This window comes from Kitasatospora sp. NPDC004669 (assembly GCF_040609455.1).
GTDB lineage: Bacteria > Actinomycetota > Actinomycetes > Streptomycetales > Streptomycetaceae > Kitasatospora.
Genome location: NZ_JBEXKB010000037.1, coordinates 60523 through 78606, shown reverse-complemented (window position 1 = coordinate 78606; position 18084 = coordinate 60523). Strand labels below are relative to the sequence as shown.

Below are 18084 nucleotides of genomic sequence, written 5' to 3'. Positions count from 1 at the left end.
AGCGGCGCCGCGGGTAACCCGGAGTCGCGCGAGCCTGTGGCAGCCCCTCAACAGGCGGCGGCCCCCGGTGGCCCGACCGACCCAGTGACGACCGAGGTCCCCGGCCGCCCGGAGGATGACGGCCAGGACCGGAAGTCCACCAGGGACAAACTCCGAACCACGCTGACCAGGCGGCGCGCCACCGGTCTGAGCCGGTTCGCGATGCGCAACTGGCGCATCCGCACCCGTCTGATCGCGCTGCTCACGCTTCCCGTCCTGGTCTCGCTGGTCCTCGGTGGCCTGCGCATCCAGACCTCGATGGAGAACTCGCAGCAACTCGCCCAGATGGCCAACCTGTCCGACCTGGCCAAGAAGGCGACCAACCTCGCGGACGCCCTGCAGACCGAGCGCGACATCAGCGCCGGCTACATCACCAACCGTCCGAACGACCCGCTGGACGACGAGATCGTCACCGCCCGCAAGTCGACGGACGACCTCAGCCGCACCTTCACCGCCTCCTCCGACAAGTTCGAGAACCTCGAACTCTCCGGCGGTAAGGCCCTGCTGTTCCAGATCCGCAAGGACCTGAACTCGATCGCGGACGCCCGCAACACGCCGTACCAGAACAACCAGAACATCCAGGCGACGATCACCGCGTACGACGTGATCATCCGCGACCTGCTGTCCATCACCCAGGACATCGCGCTCGCCTCGAACAACACGGACCTGCTCGTCGCCACCCGCGCGCTGCAGCAGTTCTCGCTGGCCAAGGACGCCACCTCGCAGCAGCGCGCGCTGATCAGCGCCGGTCTCGCCAACCCCAAGGGCCCCGACCTCAGCCCGAGCGACGAGTCCTTCGGTATCCGCCTGCGCACCTCGTACGACAACTCGCTGCAGAGTTTCAACAACATCTACACCACGCACGACCTGGACAACCTGCGCGGACAGCTGAGCTACAACAACGTGGTCGCCGAGGCCGACCGCTACTCGCGCTCGATCCTCCAGCCCAGCGGCATCCACCAGACCGAGCCGGTCACGTACAAGGACTGGTACGAGAAGGCCAGCGCCAAGATCAGCGCCGAGCGCCGGATCGAGTCCAAGCTGATCGAGGACCTCGACGGAAAGGCCCAGGACCTGCAGTCCCAGGCCGACACCGAGGCCCTGATCATCGGTGCCGCCGTCGCCCTGGTGCTGCTCGTCGCCCTCGGTGGCGCCGGTCTGATCGCCCGCTCGATGGTGCGCTCGCTGACCCGCCTGCAGGCCGCGGCCGAGGACGTCGCCGAGCGCCGTCTGCCCGAGCTGGTCAAGACCCTCTCGGAGAGCGACCCGCACGACGTCGACACCACGGTCGAGCCGGTCGCCGTCGACTCGACCGACGAGATCGGCCACGTGGCGCACGCCTTCGACATGGTGCACAGCGAGGCCGTCCGCCTCGCCGCCGAGCAGGCCCTCCTGCGCGGCAACATCAACGCGATGTTCACCAACCTCTCGCGCCGCAGCCAGGGCCTCATCCAGCGCCAGCTGTCGCTGATCTCCGAGCTGGAGAGCCGCGAGGCCGACCCGGACCAGCTGGCCAACCTGTTCAAGCTGGACCACCTCGCGACCCGTATGCGCCGCAACGGTGAAAACCTCCTCGTCCTCGCCGGTGAGGACCCGGGCCGCCGTTGGACCAGGCCCGTTCCGCTCGTCGACGTGCTCCGCGCCGCCGCCTCCGAGGTGGAGCAGTACGAGCGCATCGAGCTCGCCGCCGTGCCGTCGGCCGAGGTCGCCGGCCGCGTCGTCAACGACCTCGTCCACCTGCTCGCCGAGCTGCTGGAGAACGCCACCTCGTTCTCCAGCCCGCAGACCCGCGTCCGGGTCACCGGCCACGCGCTGCCGGACGGCCGGGTGCTGGTCGAGATCCACGACACCGGCATCGGCCTGAGCCCGGACGACCTCGCCGACATCAACGAGCGCCTCGCCAACCCGCCGACGGTGGACGTCTCCGTCTCCCGCCGCATGGGCCTCTTCGTGGTCGGCCGCCTGTCCCTGCGACACGGCATCCGGATCCAGCTGCGTCCGAGCGACTCCGGCGGCACCACCGCGCTGGTCATGCTCCCGGTCGACGTCACCAACTCCGCCGACCGCCGCGGCTCCGGCCGCCCCGGCCCCGGCCAGGGCAAGCAGCAGCGCGGGGTCGCCCCGACGCCGCGCCAGCAGCGCCAGGTCCCGCCCGGTCGCCAGGGAAGCCCGGCCGCGCTCGGCCAGGGCCCGGCCGGCGGCGCCCCGCAGGGCGGCCGTCCGCAGCTCGGCCAGGGCACTCCGGCGGCTCCGGCCACGCCGACCGGCCCGGGTGCGCCCGATGGCCGCCCCGGTGGGCTGCCGACCCGTCAGGTCGGGCAGTCGCTGCGCGAGAACCCGGTCCCCCAGGGGCAGCAGGGCAAGCAGGGCCGGCAGGGCCAGGCACAGCAGGCTCCGGCCCAGCAGTCGCAGAACCAGCAGCCCCAGAACCAGCAGCCCCAGGGCCAGCCGCAGCAGTCGCCCCAGGGTGGTCTGCCGCAGCGCGCCCCCGGCCGTCAGGGCCCGCCGCAGGGCGGCCCTAAGGGCCTGAACGGCCTGCCGCGCCGCGGCCAGGGTCGACCCGCCCAGGAACGTCCGCGCACCGACGGCGCCCCGGCGCCGCGGACCGGCGAGCAGCCGCAGCACGGCCGCCCGGGCGGTCCCGGCGCGCCGCAGCAGGGTGCCCGTCCGGGCAACCGTCCGCAGGACGGCCTGCCGCAGCGTGGCCCCGGCCGTCCCGGCCCCGGCGCCCCGGGCCAGCAGGGCCCCCAGGGTCCGCAGGGCCAGCAGGGCCAGCAGGGCCAGCAGGGCCAGCAGGGCCAGCGCCGTCCGCAGCGCCCCGGCCCGGACGCGCCGCGCCGCGACCGCCAGCCGCAGCTGCCGGCGCAGCAGCAGGCCCAGCCGCTGCCGTCGGCCGAGCCGGCGCCGGTGGAGAGCACCCAGCAGTTCGCCCGGCCGCGCTTCGAGGCCAGCCAGATCGACCCGCGCGACCCGCTGGGCCTCGGCCTGGTGGAGCCGGTGCTGCCGAACGTGCCGAACCCGGCCCAGCCGCAGCCCCAGCCGCGCCAGGAGCAGGCCCCGGCCCCGCAGCAGCGGCCGGAGCCGATGGCGCTGCCGACCGGCCCGTCCGAGGCGGCCGGCGAGCAGCCCTGGTACCCGCAGCAGGGCGAGGCCCGGCCGCAGGGTCCGCAGCAGGCCCGCCAGCGGCCGTACCAGCCGCGTCGGCCCGGCACCTCCGCGCCGGGGCTCCAGCAGCAGGCCCCGCAGCAGGCCCAGGCTCCGCAGCCGCAGCAGGCACAGCAGGCCCAGCCCCAGCAGGGTCAGCCCCAGCAGCAGCCGCAGCCCCCGCAGCCGGGCGTCGGCGACGCACCCTGGCGCCCGTCCGCGAACGACGAGCGCTGGCGCCGGGCCGAGCAGGTCCGCGAGCCCTCGACCAGCGGTGTCACGATGTCCGGCCTCCCCCGGCGGACCCCGCAGGCCAACCTGGTCTCCGGCACCGCCGAGGCCTCGCCGCTGACCGGTCCGCAGGTCTCCCGGGCCCCCGAGGAGGTCCGCGGCCGACTGACCAACCTGCGCCGCGGCATCCAGCAGGGCCGCCGGGCCGGGGCCGAACAGGCCGCCAACCAGCCGGGCTTCCAGCATGGTGCCCAGCAGCCCGGATTCGATAGTTTCGGTGGCCGGAGCGACGGCAACGGCGCAGATCACCAGGAGCGTTGAGTTGAACCAGATGAGCCAGGCCGCACAGAACCTGAACTGGCTGATCACCAATTTCGTGGACAACACCCCCGGGGTGTCCCACACCGTGGTGGTCTCCGCGGACGGCCTCCTGCTGTGCATGTCCGAGGGCTTCCCGCGCGACCGTGCCGACCAGCTCGCCGCCGTCGCCTCCGGCCTCACCTCCCTCACCTCCGGCGCCAGCCGGATCTTCGAAGGCGGCGAGGTCAACCAGACCGTCGTCGAGATGGAGCGCGGCTTCCTGTTCCTCATGGCCATCAGCGACGGCTCCGCCCTCTCCGTCCTGGCCTCCCCCGACTCCGACATCGGCCTCGTCGGCTACGAAATGGCCCTGCTCGTCGACCGAGCCGGCGCCGTCCTCACCCCCGCACTTCGCGCGGAACTCCAGGGCAGTCTCCTGCACTGACCCGGCCCCCGCGCGGATCCACCCACCGTTCCGCCCTGTGCCGGGTCCGACCCGACCGGACCCGGCGCCTCACCCTCAGCTACCCTCAGGCAGCTGATCCCGCCTCAGCTGGCATCGCCCCAGCTGGAACCGGCTGCCCAAGGCTGCAGCACTAGGAGGACCCATGACCCCGCCCTCGACACCCGCCGGCCCGTACGGCAGCGGGTACGGCAGCGGCTACGGCGGGCAGCAGTCCGACGGCTACGAGCAGCAGCCGCTGGTCCGCCCGTACGCGATGACCGGCGGCCGGACCCGCCCGCGGTACCAGCTCGCCATCGAGGCCCTGATCTCGACCACGGGCTCGGCCGAGCGGACCGGTGGGCTGCTGCCCGAGCACGCCCGGATCGTCAACCTCTGCCGTGAGGTCAAATCCATCGCGGAGATCTCCGCACTGGCCGGTGTGCCGCTCGGTGTGGCCCGCATCCTCGTGGCCGACCTGGCCGAGGCCGGTCTCGTCGCCATCCACCAGCCCGCCGCCGCGGGCGAGTCGGGCGGAACGCCCGATGTCACGCTGCTCGAAAGGGTCCTCAGTGGACTTCGCAAGCTCTAACGGACCCGCCCGCGCCACCACCTCCGCGAAGATAGTCATCGCGGGGGGCTTCGGTGTCGGCAAGACCACGCTCGTCGGCGCCGTCTCCGAGATCAACCCCCTGCGCACCGAAGCCGTCATGACCTCGGCCTCCGCCGGCATCGACGACATCAGCCACGTCTCCGGCAAGACGACCACCACCGTCGCCATGGACTTCGGCCGCATCACCCTCGACGAGGACCTCATCCTCTACCTGTTCGGCACCCCCGGACAGGACCGCTTCTGGTTCATGTGGGACGACCTCGTCCGCGGCGCCATCGGCGCCGTCGTCCTCGTCGACACCCGTCGCCTCGCCGACTGCTTCCCCGCCCTCGACTACTTCGAGAACAGCGGACTGCCCTTCGTCGTCGCCCTCAACGGCTTCGACGGACACCAGCCCCACACCGGCGACGAAGTCCGCGAAGCACTCCAGCTCGGCGAGAACACCCCGGTCGTCACCCTGGACGCCCGCCGCCGCGACAGCGCCAAGAGCGCCCTCATCACCCTCGTCGAACACGCCCTGCTCGCCCGGCTCCGCTGACGCGGGACCGGCCCGAGAGGGAACCAACCGGCCCCGGCGGCCCGTCCCACTGACGGGCCGCCGGGGCGGTGACGCTTACCGGCCGGTGTCCTCCCGGGGGCCCGCGCAAGACCCGTGTATAAGCAGCCGATAACAGTTCGGTAGGCATTTTGTGATCAACAGTGACGCAGTGTGGCGAAACAGCGTCACTCAGCGCCAGATGACCACGGTTTTGCTCCGTCATGTCGCTGATTGTCCGGATTGTTCCGACGCGAGTGCCATGCCGGGGCTGTTTGTCCCCCATCCCTGCACGTGCTGAAATTCCAGCTACCCCTGGCCATCCCGCGCCGGCCGTCCGGTGACGGGACAGGGCCCCGGGGGTAGCGCTGGATTGATCCATGGCCGGCAAGTCGGCCGAGAGGTAGTTGTCGAGTGAGGCGTAAGCAGCAACCCGCCCCGCAGCGGCGCTCCGAGCCCCGCCAGAGCGAGCCGAACGGTACCGCCGCGGACCAGGCCGGATTCTCCGCGTTCACTCCCACCGAGGAGCGTGCCCCGGCCACTCCGGCCCTCAAGCCCCCGACATCGGCCAAGGAGCCGGGCGACGGCGCCGGTGCACCCGGCGACGGCGGCTCCAGTCGGTACGACTTCCTCCGCCCGCGCCACTGGCGCGTGCCGACCCGCCTGATCGCGATTCTGCTGATCCCCGTGATCATCAGTCTCGTCTTCGGCGGTCTTCGCGTTAACACCTCGGTCGACGGCTACATCAAGGCGTCCCGCGCCGAGAAGACGGCCGAGCTGGCCAAGGCGGCGACCGAACTCGCCGAGGCGCTGGAGAACGAGCGCGACAAGACCCTGATACCCCTGATCACCGGGCAGGACCCGAACAACGAGGTCACCAAGCGCCGCGCCGACACCGACGCCGCGCTGAAGGCCTACAACGCCGCGTACGACGCCTCCGACAAGTCCGGCGAGCTACCGCGCCGCCACGAGGCCTTCCAGATCCTCGTGGCCGACCTGCCGCACCTGCGCCAGGTCGCGTACGGCAAGGAGCTGTTCGCCAGCGCCACCGCGAGCGCCTACTCGACGATGTTCGCGCCGCTGCTGGCCTACGACAACTCTGTCGGCAACGGCTCCGCCAACGCCACCAGCAAGGGCCGCGCGATCTACGCGATGTCGCTGGCCAAGGCCTCCGCCTCGACCCAGCGCTCACTGATGCTGAGCGTGCTGGTCGGCATCGCGCAGGGCACGACCACGCGCTACGAGAACCAGGACATGACCCAGGCGATCCTGGTCTCGGAGAAGCTGGAACAGGTCTCCATCAGCGAGTTCACCACCGGTAGCGACCCCGCGGACGCCAAGAAGTACGCGGACGCCCAGGTCGCCCTGGCCACCGCCCAGGGCAACTCGGCGTTGAAGATGCCCAACGGCACCCTGCCCACCATGCAGGGCCTGCTGGCGCTCGCCGGCAACTACGCCGAGGCCGCCGCCCTGGGCCAGCTGAAGGGCAAGGCCTCCGCCGACGCCGCGTTCGCCGAGGCCAAGAACGCCGGCCTGACCCCGGAGAACTGGAACCAGGCCGCCGGTAACCACATCCAGGCCCTGCGGAACACCGAAGTCACGCTGCTGGACGACGTCCTCACCGACTCCCGCAACCTCAAGGACAACGCGCTCTACGACGCCATCCTCAACACGGTCATCGTCGTCGCCGCACTGATCCTGGCCGGCCTGCTGACCGGCTACGTCGCCCGCTCGATGATCCTCGGCATGCGCACCCTGCGCAGCGCCGCCCTGGAGATCGCCGACCATCGTCTGCCGGACCTGGTCGAGAAGCTCTCCAAGACCGACCCCGACCGGGTCGACACCTCGGTGGCCCCGATCCCGCTGCACGGCAAGGACGAGATCGGCGAAGTCGCCCGGGCCTTCGACCAGGTCCACCAGCAGGCCGTGGCGCTCGCCGCCGAGCAGGCCCTGCTCCGAGGGAACGTCAACGCGATCTTCACCAACCTGTCGCGTCGCAGCCAGGGCCTGATCCAGCGCCAGCTGGCGCTGATCACCGACCTGGAGAACAACGAGGCCGACCCGGACCAGCTGGAGAACCTCTTCAAGCTGGACCACCTGGCCACCCGTATGCGCCGCAACGGTGAGAACCTGCTCGTCCTCGCGGGCGAGGAGGCCGGCCGCCGCTGGAACACCCCGGTCCCGCTGGTCGACGTGCTGCGCGCCGCCGCGTCCGAGGTGGAGCAGTACGAGCGCGTCGAGCTGTCCGGCATCCCGGAGGTCGAGGTCGTCGGCGCCGCCGTGACCGACCTCGTCCACCTGCTCGCCGAGCTGCTGGAGAACGCCACCTCGTTCTCCAGCCCGCAGACCCGGGTGCTGGTCAACGCGACCCGTCTGCCGGACGGCCGCGTCCTGGTCGAGATCCACGACAAGGGCATCGGCCTCACCGCCGACGACTTCGCCGAGATCAACGAGAAGCTGGCCGAGCCGCCCACGGTCGACGCCACCATCTCCCGCCGCATGGGCCTCTTCGTGGTCGGCCGGCTCTCCCAGCGGCACGACATCCGCGTCCAGCTCCGCCCGTCCGGCGAGTCGGCCGGCACCACCTCGCTGGTCATGCTCCCGCCGTTCGTCACCCAGGGCGGCCCCGCGCCGGAGCCGGAGGAGCAGTTCACCGTCTCCCGGATCTTCGCCGACCAGGAGCCGACCTCCGAGTGGGCCGCCGAAGCCCGCTCCCGCAGCGCCGCCGAGCTGGGCTTCGACGACCACCTCACCGGCATCGGCAACGCCGGCTCTTCCGGCTTCAGCCCGGCCCTGGAGTCCGTCCAGCGCTCGCAGCGCCTCGACCAGGTCCGCCGCGCGGCCCTGGAGGGCGCCCCGCAGGGCCCGGTGGTGGACGCCGAGGTCGAGGAGGACTACCAGCAGGGCTACGACCAGTACGCCCCGCAGGGCTACGACCAGCCCGGCGCCTACGCCGACGACCAGTACGGCTACGACCAGGGCGGTTACCAGCAGGACGAGTACGCCCAGGACGGCTACGGCCAGTACCCGCAGCAGGGCTACGACCAGCCCGGCGCCTACGCGGACGACCAGTACGGCCAGTACGGCCACGACCAGGGCGGTTACCAGCAGGACGAGTACGCCCAGGACGGCTACGGCCGCCGGGCCGACGAGGCCCCGGTCGGCCACCCGTACACCCCGGAGCCGCCCGCCCTGCCCGCCGCCCCCGCCACCACCCTGCCGTCCGGGCTGCCCCAGCGCCGCCCCGGTCAGCAGCTGGCGGGTGGCAGCCTGGGCAACGCCCCGGCCGGCGGCAGCCCGTCCGGCGAGAGCCCGAACTGGTTCGCCGGCGCCAAGGACACCTCCTCCGCCCAGGAATCGCGCGGCCACGACGTGTCCGCACTCGGCGGTTACGGCCCGACCGGCCCGACCACCAGCTCCGCCTGGCAGTCGCCGAACGACGGCAACTGGCAGCGCGCCGAGCAGCTGCGCGAGCCCTCCTCCAGCGGCACCACCGGGGCCGGTCTGCCGCGGCGCGTGCCCAAGCAGAACCTGGTGCCCGGCAACGCCAAGCCCACCCCGCAGGAAGGGCCGCAGGTCTCCCGCAGCCCCGAGGAGGTCCGTGGCCGCCTCACCAACCTGCGTCGCGGTGTGGAGCAGGGCCGCAGCGCCGGCAACACCGGAAGCTTCCGGATCGACCCCGATCAGGTAGACCAGTCCGGCAACGGACAGAACCGGAGCACCGATCTCTTCGGCGGCTCGAACCACCAGGAGCGTTGAGTTGACTCAGATGAGCCAGGCCGCACAGAACCTGAACTGGCTGATCACCAATTTCGTGGACAACACCCCCGGGGTGTCCCACACCGTGGTGGTCTCCGCGGACGGCCTCCTGCTGTGCATGTCCGAGGGCTTCCCGCGCGACCGTGCCGACCAGCTCGCCGCCGTCGCCTCCGGCCTCACCTCCCTCACCTCCGGCGCCAGCCGGATCTTCGAAGGCGGCGAGGTCAACCAGACCGTCGTCGAGATGGAGCGCGGCTTCCTGTTCCTCATGGCCATCAGCGACGGCTCCGCCCTCGCCGTCCTGGCCTCCCCCGACTCCGACATCGGCCTCGTCGGCTACGAAATGGCCCTGCTCGTCGACCGAGCCGGCGCCGTCCTCACCCCCGCACTTCGCGCGGAACTCCAGGGCAGTCTCCTGCACTGACGGTTCGTCGGATACCGTCCAGGTATTCGAAGTACCTCCGCGTCCTTCCCGGGCCCGCTTCGGCGGGCTCGGGTTCGGACGTTGTACGGCCTTCGCACCACCGGCTCCGGACTCGTACCGAAGCTCGCACCGCACCGCCGCACCCTGTGAGGAGAGGAACCGTGACACCGCCCGACGACCGCAGCGGCCAGTACGGTGTTCCGTACCCTGGCACAGGCCATGACGCCTTCGGAGCACCCGGCGTCGGCCACGGTCAGCAGTACGGCCGGCACCAGTACGGGCAGCCCCAGCAGCACCCGCACCCCCGGCCCGAGGAGCAGTACGGCCAGTACGACCAGTACGCCCGGCAGCAGCCCGCCTTCGGCGCCCCGGCGCCCGGCTACCAGCCGGCCCAGGAGCCCGGGCACGTCGAGGAGTTCGAGGACGAACCCGACTCCGGCCCGCTGATCCGGCCGTTCGCGATGACCGGCGGTCGCACCCGGCCGCGCTACGAACTCGCGCTGGAGGCCCTGGTCTCCGCCGACGTCGATCCGCAGCGCCTGGCCACCCTGCTCCCCGAGCACCAGCGGATCTGCACGCTCTGCACCGAGGTCAAATCCGTCGCGGAGGTGTCGGCGCTGCTCTCCCTTCCGCTGGGAGTGGCCCGCATCCTCGTGGCCGACCTGGCCGAGGCCGGCCTGGTCGCCATCCACCAGCCCGCTTCCGGCGGCGAATCCGGAAACCAGCCCGACGTCACGCTGCTCGAAAGGGTCCTCAGTGGACTTCGCAAGCTCTAACGCGGCCGCCCCCACCCGCGCCACCACCTCCGCGAAGATCGTCATCGCGGGCGGCTTCGGTGTCGGCAAGACCACGCTCGTCGGCGCCGTCTCCGAGATCAACCCCCTGCGCACCGAAGCCGTCATGACCTCGGCCTCCGCCGGCATCGACGACATCAGCCACGTCTCCGGCAAGACGACCACCACCGTCGCCATGGACTTCGGCCGCATCACCCTCGACGAGGACCTCATCCTCTACCTGTTCGGCACCCCCGGACAGGACCGCTTCTGGTTCATGTGGGACGACCTCGTCCGCGGCGCCATCGGCGCCGTCGTCCTCGTCGACACCCGCCGCCTCGCCGACTGCTTCCCCGCCCTCGACTACTTCGAGAACAGCGGACTGCCCTTCGTCGTCGCCCTCAACGGCTTCGACGGACACCAGCCCCACACCGGCGACGAAGTCCGCGAAGCACTCCAGCTCGGCGAGAACACCCCGGTCATCACCCTGGACGCCCGCCGCCGCGACAGCGCCAAGAGCGCCCTCATCACCCTCGTCGAACACGCCCTGCTGGCTCGACTGCGGTAGCGCCCGCGCCGAGCGCCGGGTCCGCAGCGCCCCGGAGGCGAGCGCGCGAGTAGCGCCCACGGGACTTCGCGAAGTCCCGTGGGCCGTCCGCAGGTTCGGGGCGGCTACTCGGCCGGCTCCAGCCCGGCACGGATCAGGCCGTAGGTGTACGCGTCCTCAAGTGCCAGCCAGGAGGCGGCGATCACGTTGTCGGCGACACCGACGGTGGACCAGGTGGTGGTGCCGTCGGTGGACTCGATCAGCACCCGGGTCTTCGAGCCGGTGCCGTGCTGGCCCTCCAGGATGCGGACCTTGTAGTCCACCAACTCGAAGGCGGCCAGCGGCGGGTAGATGCCCTCCAAGGCCGTCCGCAGCGCCTGATCCAGCGCGTTGACCGGGCCGTTGCCCTCGCCGATGGCGATCCGGCGCTCGCCCTTGGCCCACAGCTTGACGGTCGCCTCGTTGCCCGAAACCCCGTTCGGACCCTGCTCGCTGATGGTCCGCCAGGACTCCAGGGTGTAGAAGCGCTCCCGGCTGCCGCGCACCTCGTCGCGCAGCAACAGCTCGAAGGAGGCGTCGGCGGACTCGTAGGTGTAGCCGAGGTTCTCCTGCTCCTTGACCCTGGCCACCACCCGGCCGGCCAGGTCGCGGTCGGTGGAGAGGTCGTAGCCGAGTTCCCTGCCCTTGAGCTCGACCGAGGCCCGGCCGGCCATGTCGGAGACCAGCATCCGCATGGTGTTGCCGACCAGCTCGGGGTCGATGTGCTGGTACAGGTCCGGGTCGACCTTGATCGCGGAGGCGTGCAGGCCCGCCTTGTGGGCGAAGGCCGAGAAGCCGACGTACGGCTGGTGGGTGGACGGGGCCAGGTTGACCAGTTCGGCGATCGCGTGCGAGATCCGGGTCATCTCGGTCAGCCGGCCCTCGGGCAGCACCCGCCGGTCGTACTTGAGCTCCAGCGCGCCGACCACCGGGAACAGGTTGGCGTTGCCGACCCGCTCGCCGTAGCCGTTGGCGGTGCACTGCACGTGGGTCGCGCCGGCGTCCACCGCGGCCAGGGTGTTGGCCACCGCGCAGCCGGTGTCGTCCTGGGCGTGCATGCCGATCCGGGCCCCGGTCGCGGCGATCACGTCGGCGACGGTCTCCCGGACGCCGGCCGGCAGCATCCCGCCATTGGTGTCGCACAGCACCACCACGTCCGCCCCGGCCTGGTGCGCGGCGCGGACCACCGCGAGGGCGTACTCGCGGTTGGCCCGGTAGCCGTCGAAGAAGTGCTCGCAGTCGATGAAGACCCGTCGGCCCTGGGCGCGCAGGAACTCGACGCTGTCCCGGATCATCTCCAGGTTCTCGTCCAGCGTGGTGCGCAGCGCCAGCTCCACGTGCCGGTCGTGCGCCTTGGCGACCAGGGTCACCACGGGCGCTCCGGAGGCGACCAGCGCAGCCAGCTGCGGGTCGTCGGCCGCCTTGCCGCCGGCCCGGCGGGTGGCGCCGAAGGCCACCAGCCGGGCGTTGCGCAGCTCCAGCTCGGCGGCGGCGCGGGCGAAGAACTCGGTGTCGCGCGGGTTGGCCCCGGGCCAGCCGCCCTCGATGAAGCCGACCCCGAACTCGTCCAGGTGCCGGGCGATGGCCAGCTTGTCCGCCACCGTCAGGTTGATGCCCTCGCGCTGCGCGCCGTCGCGCAGCGTGGTGTCGAACACGTGGAAACTGTCGTCGGTACGGCTGACCTCGGTCATGGCCCCTGGTTCTCCGTTCGGGGAGGTTCGTACTGCTCTGCCGGATTCTCGTCCCGGCTCCACTGTCCAGGATCCCGCGCGCGGCCCGGGTGTCCCCGAGCCCTTCGTGGGGGCTCTCGGCCGGTCCGGGTGCTGTGCTCGATGGGGCCGCGCCCACTGTGTCCGTGGGGCTGCGCCCGAAAAGCAAAAGACCCCTCGCGGGTGCGAGAGGTCTGCGCGCGGGTCTGGACGCTCATGGTCGCTCCGCGTCGGGTCCTGCGGAAGCGGTCACTGCGGACCGGCGCGCCTGCTGCTAATAATCAGCGAAAGCGAGGACACGCTCGCAGTCTGACACAGCTTCCGGGATCCGGCCCGCCCGTCTCGCGATGCGATACGTGGCGGGCCGGAGGCGGTGGGAGCGCTCCTCGGATCAGACGATCTTGTGCAGCCAGCCGTGGGTGTCGGGGGCCTGGCCGCCCTGGATGGCGAGCAGGGCCCGGCGCAGCTCCATGGTGATCGGGCCGGGCTCGCCGGTGCCGACGGTCCAGTCGGCGGCGGCGGACTTGACCGAGCCGACCGGGGTGATGACGGCGGCGGTGCCGCAGGCGAAGACCTCGGTGAGGGTGCCGTCGGCGTTGGCCTGCTGCCACTCGTCGGTGGAGATCTTCCGCTCCTCGACCGCGTAGCCGAGGTCGGAGGCCAGGCGCAGCAGCGAGTCACGGGTGATGCCGGGCAGCAGCGCGCCGGACAGCTCCGGGGTGACGATCCTGGCGTCCTCGCCCTCGCCGAAGACGAAGTAGAGGTTCATGCCGCCCATCTCCTCGACCCACCGGTGCTCGGCGGCGTCGAGCCAGACCACCTGGTCGCAGCCCTTCTCGGCGGCCTGGGCCTGGGCGACCAGCGAGGCCGCGTAGTTGCCCGCGCACTTGGCGGCGCCGGTGCCGCCGGGCGCGGCCCGGACGTACTCCTTGGACAGCCAGACCGAGACCGGCTTGATGCCGCCCTGGAAGTAGGCGCCGGCCGGGGAGGCGATGATCATGAACAGGTAGGAGTTCGCCGGGCGGACGCCCAGGCCGACCTCGGTGGCGAACATGAACGGACGCAGGTACAGGCTCTGCTCCGGCTCGTTCGGGACCCACTCCCGCTCCTGCTGGACCAGCAGCTCGACGGCCTCGACGAAGGCCTCGACCGGCAGCTCCGGCATCGCCAGGCGGCGCGCGGAGGCCTGGAAGCGCAGGGCGTTGGCCTCCGGGCGGAAGGTCGCGATCGAGCCGTCGGTCTGGCGGTAGGCCTTCAGGCCCTCGAAGATCGCCTGGCCGTAGTGCAGCGTCATGTTCGCCGGGTCCATCTCCACCGGCGCGTACGGGACCAGCTGGGCGTCGTGCCAGCCGCGGCCCTCGGTCCAGCGGATGGTGACCATGTGGTCGGTGAAGACGCGGCCGAAGCCGGGGTTGGTCAGCCGCGCCTCGCGCTCCGCTGCGGACAGCGGGTGGGCGGAGGGCTTGAGGTCGAACGTGATGGGCGCCTGGGTGGGCGTGCTCATGGCTGTTTCCTTCACCGTGGGGTTGGTTCGGACCGCCCCGCCGGAAGAACGTCACGGCGATCCAACGCCGGAACGAACGCACAACGGCACGGCCCACTGTCGATACTCGCATCCAGAGGGCCGTGCCGAACAGCCGTCGGCTCCTTGGGGAGCTGCAAGCTGCGGTTATGCGGTCCGGCCCACCTGGCCGAACCTCTTTGGGTCCGGCCCGTCAGCCGGATACTCGGGCGGCGAGCGCGTCGCCGACCTCGGACGTGGAACGGGTGCCGGCGCGCTCGGCGAGGTCCGCCGCGACGGCGGCCTCCACCTTGGCGGCCTCGGCCGCGTAGCCGAGGTGCTCCAGCAGCATGGCGACCGACAGCACGGTGGCGGTCGGGTCGGCCTTGCCCTGGCCGGCGATGTCCGGCGCCGAGCCGTGCACCGGCTCGAACATGGCCGGGTACTCGCCGCTCGGGTTGATGTTGCCGCTCGCGGCGAGGCCGATACCGCCGGTCACGGCGGCGGCCAGGTCGGTCAGGATGTCGCCGAACAGGTTGTCGGTGACGATGACGTCGAAGCGCTCCGGCTGGGTGACCAGGTGGATGGTGGCCGCGTCGACGTGCAGGTACTCGGTGGTGACCTCCGGGAACTCCGCGCCGACCTCGGCGAAGATCCGCGACCACAGGTGCCCGGCGTGCACCAGCACGTTGTTCTTGTGCACCAGGGTGAGCTTCTTGCGCGGCCGCGCCTGGGCCCGGCGGTAGGCGTCGCGCACCACGCGCTCGATGCCGAACGCGGTGTTCAGGCTGACCTCGGTGGCCACCTCGTGCGGGGTACCGGTGCGCAGCGAGCCGCCGTTGCCGACGTACGGGCCCTCGGTGCCCTCGCGGACGACCACGAAGTCGATCCGGGGGTCGCCCGCCAGCGCGGACTTCACGCCGGGGAACAGCCGGCCCGGCCGCAGGTTGATGTGGTGGTCGAAGGCGAACCGCAGCTTGAGCAGCAGACCCCGCTCCAGCACCCCGGACGGCACGCTCGGGTCGCCGATGGCGCCCAGCAGGATCGCGTCGAAGGCCTTCAGCTCGGTCAGCACGCTGTCCGGCAGCGTCTCCCCGGTCCGGTGGTAACGCCGGGCGCCGAGGTCGTACTCGATGGTCTCCAGCTTCACATCGGTGGGAAGCACGGCCCCCAGGACCTTCAGACCTTCGGCCACCACTTCCTGGCCGATGCCGTCACCCGGGACAACTGCGAGACGAATGGTGCGAGACATGCTCGGACCCTACTCCGCCGTCCCAGCCTCTGACACCTCACGTCCAGTATCCGGACACGTTCGGATGACGACCACCGCACCCGACGGTGCGTCACCCCTTCGACGGGGCGCGCGCGGCCGAGGGTGCGCCGGGGGCGCGCGAAGGGTCCGCCCTGCGGATCCCCGCCGGGCCCGCGGCGTGATCCGACAAGATCCACAAGGCAGGCCCTAGGGTGGCGTGATCCGGGGTTCCTGGCAGAAACGGGGCGCGTGCGTGAGGACCGAGCGGCGGCGGGAGGCGCTGGCCTGCGGGGGTGCGGCCGGGCTGGCGATGAGCGGGTACGCGCTCGCGGCCGGGCTGCGCGGGCGGTGGCCGACCGGGGCGGGCGAGGTCGCCGTGCCGTACCACGCGCACCTGTGGGACCTGCTGCACGGACGGGCCGCCGGGGACGTGCTGTTCAACTGGAACAGCGGCTACGGCGTCCCCTTCCTGGCGGACTTCTTCGCCTACCTGATGAACCCCTTCTCCTGGCTGACCGCCCTGCTCCCCCGCGACCAGGGGCGGCTCGCCGTCTTCCTGGTCGCGCTGGCCACCATCGGCCTCGGCACCGCCCTGATGGCCCATCTGCTCGGCCGACTGCACCCCGGCCCCCGCTGGCTGCGGGCGCTCGCCGCCGTCGGGTACGGGCTCTGCGCCTGGGTGCTGGACGTGGGCGGGGCCGCGCCGATGTGGCTCTGGGGGCTGGTCTCGCTGCCGCTGCTCGGCCTGGTCGGGGACTGGTGCCTGCGCGAGCGGCGCTGGGTGGCCGGCTCGCTGTGCGTGGCCTTCGCCTGGGCGGGCAACCTGTACACCGCCGCGCTGGCCACCCTGATGGCCGGACTCCTGTTCGCCGTCCGCCTGTTCGCCACCCCACGGCCGTTCCGGCACCGGGTCCGGGCCACCGGCCGGGCCATCACCGTGACCACCACCGGGGTGCTGCTGGCCTCCCCCGTGCTGTTCGTCGCGATCCGCGCCGCGCGCGGCGCCCAGCCCGAGTCCCCGGTGCAGCCGCTCGGCCCGTCCGGGCTCGGCAACCACCTCGCCCGGCTGCTGCCCACCACCCAGGGCGGGCGGCCGCTGCCGGACCTGGCGATCGGGGTGCTCGGGCTACTGCTGGTGTGCGGGCTGCCGTTCAACCGGCGGGTGCGGATCCGCGAACGGGCGGTCTGGTGCGTGGCCCTGGTGCTGGTCGTCCTCAGCTTCCTCTGGACCCCGACCGTGCTGGTCTGGCACGGCCTGGCGATCCCGGCCGGCGGGCCGTACCGGGTCGCCTTCGTGCTCAGCGGGCTCCTGGTACTGGCCGGCTGGGTGTCGCTGGCGCACCGGCCGGACGGACTCACCCTGCTGGGCGGCGCCGCCGTGGTCGCGGTGATCGCCGCACTGGCGGCGAGCCGGAACTCGGTCCGCACCGCCACCTGGGTGCTGCTGGGCACCGGCGGCGTCGTCCTGCTGGCCGCGCTCTGGGTGCTGGAGCGCCGGCACACCGACCGCCGGGCGAACACCGTCGCCACCTGGGTGCTCGGCGGCGCGGTGCTCGGCAACGCCGTCTGGTCCGGGTACGCGGCGTTCGGCGCGGCCACCGCCGACACCGCCTCCCCGGCCGCCGTCCGCGCCGGGTACGCGGCCGTCCGCGGGGGCGTCGACTGGCCCGCCGGACGCAGCGACCCCGGCCCGCACGCCTTCGGCACCAACGACCCGCTGCTGCTGGACGGCCAGGGCGGCGGCTACTTCAGCAGCTACCTGCCGACCGTCGCGGCCCTGCTGCTGCACGACCTCGGTGCCGGTTGGACGGCCGGCGGACGGCAGACCGCCAGCGTCACCGACCCGGTCGGGCAGGCGCTGTTCGCGGTCCGCGCCCACCTGGACGACGGCCCGCCCCCGGACGGCTTCACCCCCGGACGGGCCGCCGCGCCGCCGCTGGTCACCGTGCTGCCGCCGGGCGCCCGGCCGGACACCTCCTCGGTCTGGTCCCGGCAGGAGTCGCTGCTCGGCAGCCAGGTGTACGACGCCCCGCTGCCCGCCCCGGCCGGCGGCCCGCTACCCACCCTGCACGGCACCAGCGGCTGGTCGGTACCGCCCGGCGCCGAGGGCACGGTGTTCACCGCGAACTGCACCCCGGGCGGAACGGCCTACTTCCACGGGGTCTGGTACCGGGGCACGGTCAGCGGCCTGGGCACCAGCTACCGCAGCGACGGCGAGCAGCCCACCACGGCGGTGGCGATCCACCGGTTGGGGACCGTCCCGGCGGACGGGACGGTCCGGGTGACCCTGCGGTCGGACGTGGTCAGCCAGGTCCCTGCCCGCCCGATCGGCTGCCTGCGGGCCGGCGCCCTGGAGGCCGCCGTCGCCCGTCTCGCCGCCACCGGCGCCACCCGTGTCTCGACCGGCGGCCACACCCTCACCGCGACCCTCCCGGCCGGCTCGACCGGCACCGCCCTGCTCTCCGTCCCCGCCACCGAGGGCTGGAGCTGCGCCGTCGACGGCGGCCGCGTCGGCGCCCCGACCCCCGTCCTCGGCATGATCGGCGTCCCCCTCGGCGTCGGCGCCTCCCGCCTCACCTGCGCCTTCCGCCCGCCCGGCCTCACCGAGGGCCTCACCGTCGCCTCCGCCACCACCGCGGTGCTGGCCCTGGTCGCCGTCTTCGCCCGACTCACCCGCCGCCCCACCCGCACCCCCCGGCGCACCCGCCGCCTGGCCGCCAGGGCCTCCGACGGGACGTGACAAGGGGCGGCCCGCCGCGTCCGGCGGGCCGCCCCC

The 18084-nt window shown here is 72.5% G+C and carries 12 protein-coding genes; 9 read left to right on the top strand and 3 right to left on the bottom strand.

Annotated elements, in window-relative coordinates:
- Nucleotides 1-84 precede the first annotated feature (84 nt).
- The 8 genes from ABZW30_RS27635 (at nucleotide 85) to ABZW30_RS27600 (ending at nucleotide 10828) form a co-directional block, all read left to right on the top strand.
- Nucleotides 85-3735, top strand: coding sequence for a nitrate- and nitrite sensing domain-containing protein (locus ABZW30_RS27635; protein WP_355673905.1), 3651 nt, complete (start codon nucleotides 85-87; stop codon nucleotides 3733-3735).
- A gap of 10 nt (nucleotides 3736-3745) precedes the next feature.
- Nucleotides 3746-4159 (top strand): roadblock/LC7 domain-containing protein, encoded by a 414-nt coding sequence (locus tag ABZW30_RS27630; RefSeq protein ID WP_355673921.1) that lies wholly within the window; start codon nucleotides 3746-3748, stop codon nucleotides 4157-4159.
- A gap of 163 nt (nucleotides 4160-4322) precedes the next feature.
- Entirely contained in the window at nucleotides 4323-4748 is a 426-nt protein-coding gene (locus ABZW30_RS27625; RefSeq protein ID WP_030248215.1) for a DUF742 domain-containing protein, read from the top strand.
- Nucleotides 4729-5307 carry an ATP/GTP-binding protein gene (locus tag ABZW30_RS27620; protein WP_355673904.1) on the top strand — a complete coding sequence of 193 codons (579 nt, stop codon included), beginning with the start codon at nucleotides 4729-4731 and terminating at the stop codon, nucleotides 5305-5307. Before ABZW30_RS27625 ends, ABZW30_RS27620 begins: the two co-directional genes overlap by 20 nt.
- Before the next feature lie 411 nt (nucleotides 5308-5718).
- A complete protein-coding gene (locus ABZW30_RS27615) occupies nucleotides 5719-9063 on the top strand; it encodes a nitrate- and nitrite sensing domain-containing protein (protein WP_355673903.1) in 3345 nt (1114 codons plus the stop codon).
- Between the two features lie 10 nt (nucleotides 9064-9073).
- Complete coding sequence (locus ABZW30_RS27610; protein ID WP_097236138.1) at nucleotides 9074-9487, top strand: roadblock/LC7 domain-containing protein; 414 nt, start codon at nucleotides 9074-9076, stop codon at nucleotides 9485-9487.
- A 161-nt stretch (nucleotides 9488-9648) separates the two neighbouring features.
- Nucleotides 9649-10263 (top strand): DUF742 domain-containing protein, encoded by a 615-nt coding sequence (locus ABZW30_RS27605; protein ID WP_355673902.1) that lies wholly within the window; start codon nucleotides 9649-9651, stop codon nucleotides 10261-10263.
- On the top strand, nucleotides 10244-10828 hold the full coding sequence (locus tag ABZW30_RS27600; protein WP_355673901.1) for an ATP/GTP-binding protein: 585 nt from the start codon (nucleotides 10244-10246) through the stop codon (nucleotides 10826-10828). The genes ABZW30_RS27605 and ABZW30_RS27600 overlap by 20 nt, the downstream gene beginning before the upstream one ends.
- A 104-nt stretch (nucleotides 10829-10932) precedes the next feature.
- Here ABZW30_RS27600 and cimA read toward each other — a convergent pair whose 3' ends face one another.
- The 3 genes from cimA to ABZW30_RS27585 form a co-directional block, all read right to left on the bottom strand.
- A complete protein-coding gene (gene cimA, locus ABZW30_RS27595; RefSeq protein ID WP_355673900.1) occupies nucleotides 10933-12537 on the bottom strand; it encodes a citramalate synthase in 1605 nt (534 codons plus the stop codon).
- Between the two features lie 409 nt (nucleotides 12538-12946).
- Nucleotides 12947-14059 carry a branched-chain amino acid aminotransferase gene (locus ABZW30_RS27590; RefSeq protein WP_355673899.1) on the bottom strand — a complete coding sequence of 371 codons (1113 nt, stop codon included), beginning with the start codon at nucleotides 14057-14059 and terminating at the stop codon, nucleotides 12947-12949.
- A 211-nt stretch (nucleotides 14060-14270) separates the two neighbouring features.
- A complete protein-coding gene (locus tag ABZW30_RS27585) occupies nucleotides 14271-15308 on the bottom strand; it encodes a 3-isopropylmalate dehydrogenase (protein ID WP_355673898.1) in 1038 nt (345 codons plus the stop codon).
- Between the two features lie 253 nt (nucleotides 15309-15561).
- Between ABZW30_RS27585 and ABZW30_RS27580 the strand changes: the two genes are divergently transcribed.
- Nucleotides 15562-18048, top strand: a complete 2487-nt coding sequence (locus tag ABZW30_RS27580) for a YfhO family protein (RefSeq protein ID WP_355673897.1) — start codon at nucleotides 15562-15564, stop codon at nucleotides 18046-18048.
- The last annotated feature ends 36 nt before the right edge of the window (nucleotides 18049-18084 follow it).

Coding starts and splice junctions, on each gene's coding strand:
- cimA (WP_355673900.1), bottom strand. CDS start 12,537: ATGACCGAGGTCAGCCGTACCGACGACAGTTTCCACGTGTTCGACACC.
- ABZW30_RS27630 (WP_355673921.1), top strand. CDS start 3,746: ATGAGCCAGGCCGCACAGAACCTGAACTGGCTGATCACCAATTTCGTG.
- ABZW30_RS27585 (WP_355673898.1), bottom strand. CDS start 15,308: ATGTCTCGCACCATTCGTCTCGCAGTTGTCCCGGGTGACGGCATCGGC.
- ABZW30_RS27610 (WP_097236138.1), top strand. CDS start 9,074: ATGAGCCAGGCCGCACAGAACCTGAACTGGCTGATCACCAATTTCGTG.
- ABZW30_RS27625 (WP_030248215.1), top strand. CDS start 4,323: ATGACCCCGCCCTCGACACCCGCCGGCCCGTACGGCAGCGGGTACGGC.
- ABZW30_RS27590 (WP_355673899.1), bottom strand. CDS start 14,059: ATGAGCACGCCCACCCAGGCGCCCATCACGTTCGACCTCAAGCCCTCC.